This window comes from Aerococcus sp. HMSC23C02, assembly GCF_001806805.1.
Classification (GTDB): Bacteria; Bacillota; Bacilli; order Lactobacillales; family Aerococcaceae; genus Aerococcus; species Aerococcus sanguinicola.
In genome coordinates, this window is record NZ_KV786044.1 from 104648 (window position 1) to 108483 (window position 3836).

Sequence of the window (3836 nt, forward strand, 5' to 3'; positions counted from 1 at the left end):
AACTGCCACATCGTAAGAGAAGATGCAGTATCTCGGTCAGAAACTGCCAGATCGCAAGAGAAGATGCAGTATCTCGGTTAGAAACTGCCACATCGTAAGAGAAGATGCAGTATCTCAGCAAGAAACTGCCACATCGTAAGAGAAGATGCAGTATCTCAGCAAGAAACTGCCAGATCGCAAGAGAAGAGGCAGTATCCCAGCAAGAAGCTGCCACATCATAAGAGAAGAGGCAGTATCCTGGTTATTCGCTATCAAATCCAGAGGGCTAATCATTTACAAACGGCATTAACGGAAGGAATAATGCCGAATCGCGACTCCAAACGGCATTAGCAAGTGAGATGATGCCGGATTGCGACTCTAAATGGCATTAGTAAAGGAGATAATACCGGTTTCTAGCCAGTAGCGTCCTTTTGATCAAAAAATATGCACCTAACAGGTAGACTAACGCTAATCAAGGCAGCGTCGTTTTTTATTGGGGCTGGAAGGGATCTGTGCTATACTTTAAGCAAATTATCCAATGAAGATGGAGGGGTTGTGTGTTAACAGGTAAACAGATTGCAGTGGTTGTGACCGGGGGGATTGCGGCTTATAAGGTGCCGGGCTTGGTGCGGCGCTTGATCAAAGCGGGGGCTTCGGTGCGAGTGGCCCTGACGCCGGCTGCGGAGCGCTTCGTGACGGCAGAGACCTTGGAAGTTCTGACCAAGTATCCGGTCTTAAGAGAAGGGGTGGCCTATCCTGATCCGGTGGCCCATATTGCCTTAGCGGACTGGGCGGATGTGAGCGTGGTGGTGCCGGCGACTGCCAACAGCCTGGGGAAAATGGCTCAGGGACTGGCGGACAATGAGGCACTGAGCAGTCTCCTGGCCAACCAGGGCCCCGTCGTCTTCGTGCCAGCTATGAATCATAAGATGTGGGCGAATGCGGCGGTCCAAAGAAATGTGGCCCGCCTGAGAGCAGATGGGCATTACGTCCTGGAACCTGGCTATGGCTTCCTGGCTGAGGGCTATGAGGGCAAGGGACGGATGCCGGAGATTGAAGAAATTCATGCGGGCATTGAGGCCTTCTTCGCCTGCCAAAATCTGGACCGGCCCCTGGACCTGACTGGCCAACGCCTAGTCATCAGCGCCGGGGGAACGGAGGAGCCGCTCGACCCCGTCCGCTACCTGTCTAATCGCTCGTCGGGAAAGATGGGCACGGCCCTCGCCCATGTGGCCCTCCTAGCTGGCGCTCAGGTGACCCTGGTTCAGACGCCCTCAGCGCAAAGCCTGCCGGCCCTGCCTGGCATTACAACCCGCCAGGTCACGACCGCCCAAGAGCTTTACACGGCCATGCATGAGGAGATCCAGAGCGCGGACATCCTCGTGATGGCGGCGGCTGTGAGCGACTACCGGGCAGCCCAGGCTTCTGAGCAAAAGATTAAAAAACAGGACCAAGCCCAGGGCCTCCAGCTCGATTTAGCGGAGAATCCAGATATCCTGGCCAGCCTGCCTAAAGACCAGGCCTTTGTGATCGGCTTTGCGGCGGAGACCCAGCATGTCGTGGACTATGCCCGGCAGAAACTAGAAAAGAAAGGCGCTCATATGATTGTCGCCAACGATGTCAGCCAGGCCGGGATTGGTTTTGCGAGTGAGGACAATGCGGTCCAGATCGTGACCCCGACGGACGTCCTAGCAGTAGCCAAGCAGTCCAAGTATGGCATCGCGGCCCACATCTTAGCTCAAGCCCTCAAGGAAAGAAAATAAGCACTAAGCACAAGGAGGTTCTTTTGTATGAAGACACTCAAAGCTTTGAAAGTTTGTAATTTCTTACCACTGATTTACTTTGGACTCCTAGGCCTGGCCTTCGCTGGCCTGCCCGCTGTGGCTTCGCTAGTTGGCGAAGGCGGCTTCATGGATGGCTGGATTGGTCTAGCCTTCACCTTAGCTCTGGGATCCGGCTTCTCTATGGCCATCTGGACCCTGGTCAGCCTGACCTTGACCGCCTGGCTCCTCCTTCGAGGCAAGAAAAATAAGCGCCGGCCCCTCTACCGGCAGGGCCTCCTCAGTCTAGTCCTGGCTGGCCTGTATTTTGCTAGCTTCGGTATTGTAGACCGACTCTTAGCGATTTTTGGCCAAGACCAGACCTGGCCCTTGAACCTGGTTTATTTTGTGGTCCTCATCTTTAGCCTCATCCTAGCTTGGCCCCATAACCGCGCCATGTAGATACAAAAGAAAACAGCCTTCCCCCAATCGCTAGTCTGATTGGCGGAAGGCTTTTAGTTTGTTTAGATGAGTTAAATTTTTTTCAAAGGCGCTAAACGGCTGTGTAGCCCCCGTCGACCTTGACATCTGAGCCGGTGATGAAGGAAGCGTCGTCGGAAGCGAGGAAGAGGATGGCAGCAGACACTTCATCCACTTCACCCATGCGTTTGATGGGGTGCATGTTAGCCAATTCTTTGCGGATTTCTGGGGCAACGGTTTCGGTCAGTGGTGTATTAATGTAGGCTGGGCAGACCATGTTGCAGCGGATGCCTTGGTCAGCATAATCGGTCCCCACTTGCTTGGTCAGCATTTGGATGCCGCCCTTGGTTGTGGCATAAGCAGTCAGGCCTTCACGCGCCACATGGGAGTGGATAGACCCGATATTGACGATGGACCCACCATTGCCTTGTTTGAGGAATTGTTCAACCGCGAATTTATTCGCATAGAAGGTCCCGTCGAGGTTGATCGAGCGAACTTTTTTATAGTCTTCGACAGAAAGGTCAGCAATCTTCGCTTCAATATTGATACCGGCATTGGCCACCACACTGTCCAACTTGCCGTACTGGTCGACAGCCGCCTGGATCATCTTGCGGTTGTCTGCTTCTTGGCTGGAGTCAGCATGGACAAAAATCGCCTCGCCGCCAGCTTCTTTGATCTCGTCGACCACACGTTGGCCCTCTTCGTCATTAATGTCAGCCACCACAACTTGGGCAGATTCTTCGGCAAAGGACTTCGCAGCCTTCTCACCAATCCCCGATGCAGCGCCAGTGACAATGACGACTTTATCAACAAAACGATTATAAGACATAAAACATTCCTCCTTAGTTTACATAGGGTGTTTTCATTCTTACATCCTACATTTTCACCATAAAATAGATTCTTCCGATTTTAAAATGTTTTTAATTGGAAATAGTTTACACCTATATATGGAAAAGAGATTAAGCGTGTTTGGAAATAGTTAGCTGCCCTCTGTTAGCAAGTAGGCTGGCGGGAACTTGCGAATGCGGCCTTCATTAACAAGTCGGGCAGCGGTAACTTCTTTTTTTAGCGGATGACTCTGTTCGCCGTCCGCTCTCAAATGCCTGATTGATCCCTTATTATTGAAAATTTATTGAAAGGACTATTGGAAGAGCTATCGGAACCTGTCAACCCACAATTAAGACGCGCGAGTGTGAGTAAAGGAATGCCAACATTCAATCGGACAGGTCGAGTGTGGCTTGCTACAGAAGAACCCACACTCGCAGCTTCTAAGTGAGGCTTGCTAGCCACCAACACACAATCGGATCCCCCGAGTGTGGATTAGTAAATAGGAAGACACACTCGTAAGACCCAATTGTGGCTTGAGTAGATAAAATAATCTCCACAAGACGGCCCCGCCGTCTTGAACCTTAACAAAGCTAATATTCAAATTAAAAAGCAGAACAGATGCTCACCCCCCCCATTAAAAATCATTGCATTAAAAAAGCTGGAGTGAAATCCAGCTTTTTTATCGGTCACAAAAGTCAGCGTACTGACTTTTGTCACATTCTATAATTGGGTTTGAATTGGCCCTCACACCTTGTCTAGTCGGGTTCGCAAAGGCAGAAAAGGAGTGAC

The 3836-nt window shown here is 51.2% G+C and carries 3 protein-coding genes; 2 read left to right on the forward strand and 1 reads right to left on the reverse strand.

The annotated features are described in order from the left end of the window. The first annotated feature begins 536 nt into the window (after positions 1–536). Both coaBC and HMPREF3090_RS04690 read left to right on the forward strand, forming a co-directional pair. On the forward strand, positions 537–1742 hold the full coding sequence (coaBC, locus tag HMPREF3090_RS04685) for a bifunctional phosphopantothenoylcysteine decarboxylase/phosphopantothenate--cysteine ligase CoaBC (protein ID WP_067972481.1): 1206 nt from the start codon (positions 537–539) through the stop codon (positions 1740–1742). 27 nt (positions 1743–1769) lie between these two features. Further along, positions 1770–2201 (forward strand): hypothetical protein, encoded by a 432-nt coding sequence (locus tag HMPREF3090_RS04690; protein WP_070486067.1) that lies wholly within the window; start codon positions 1770–1772, stop codon positions 2199–2201. A gap of 91 nt (positions 2202–2292) precedes the next feature. Here HMPREF3090_RS04690 and HMPREF3090_RS04695 read toward each other — a convergent pair whose 3' ends face one another. After that, entirely contained in the window at positions 2293–3048 is a 756-nt protein-coding gene (locus HMPREF3090_RS04695; RefSeq protein WP_067972475.1) for an SDR family NAD(P)-dependent oxidoreductase, read from the reverse strand. Between the last annotated feature and the right edge of the window lie 788 nt (positions 3049–3836).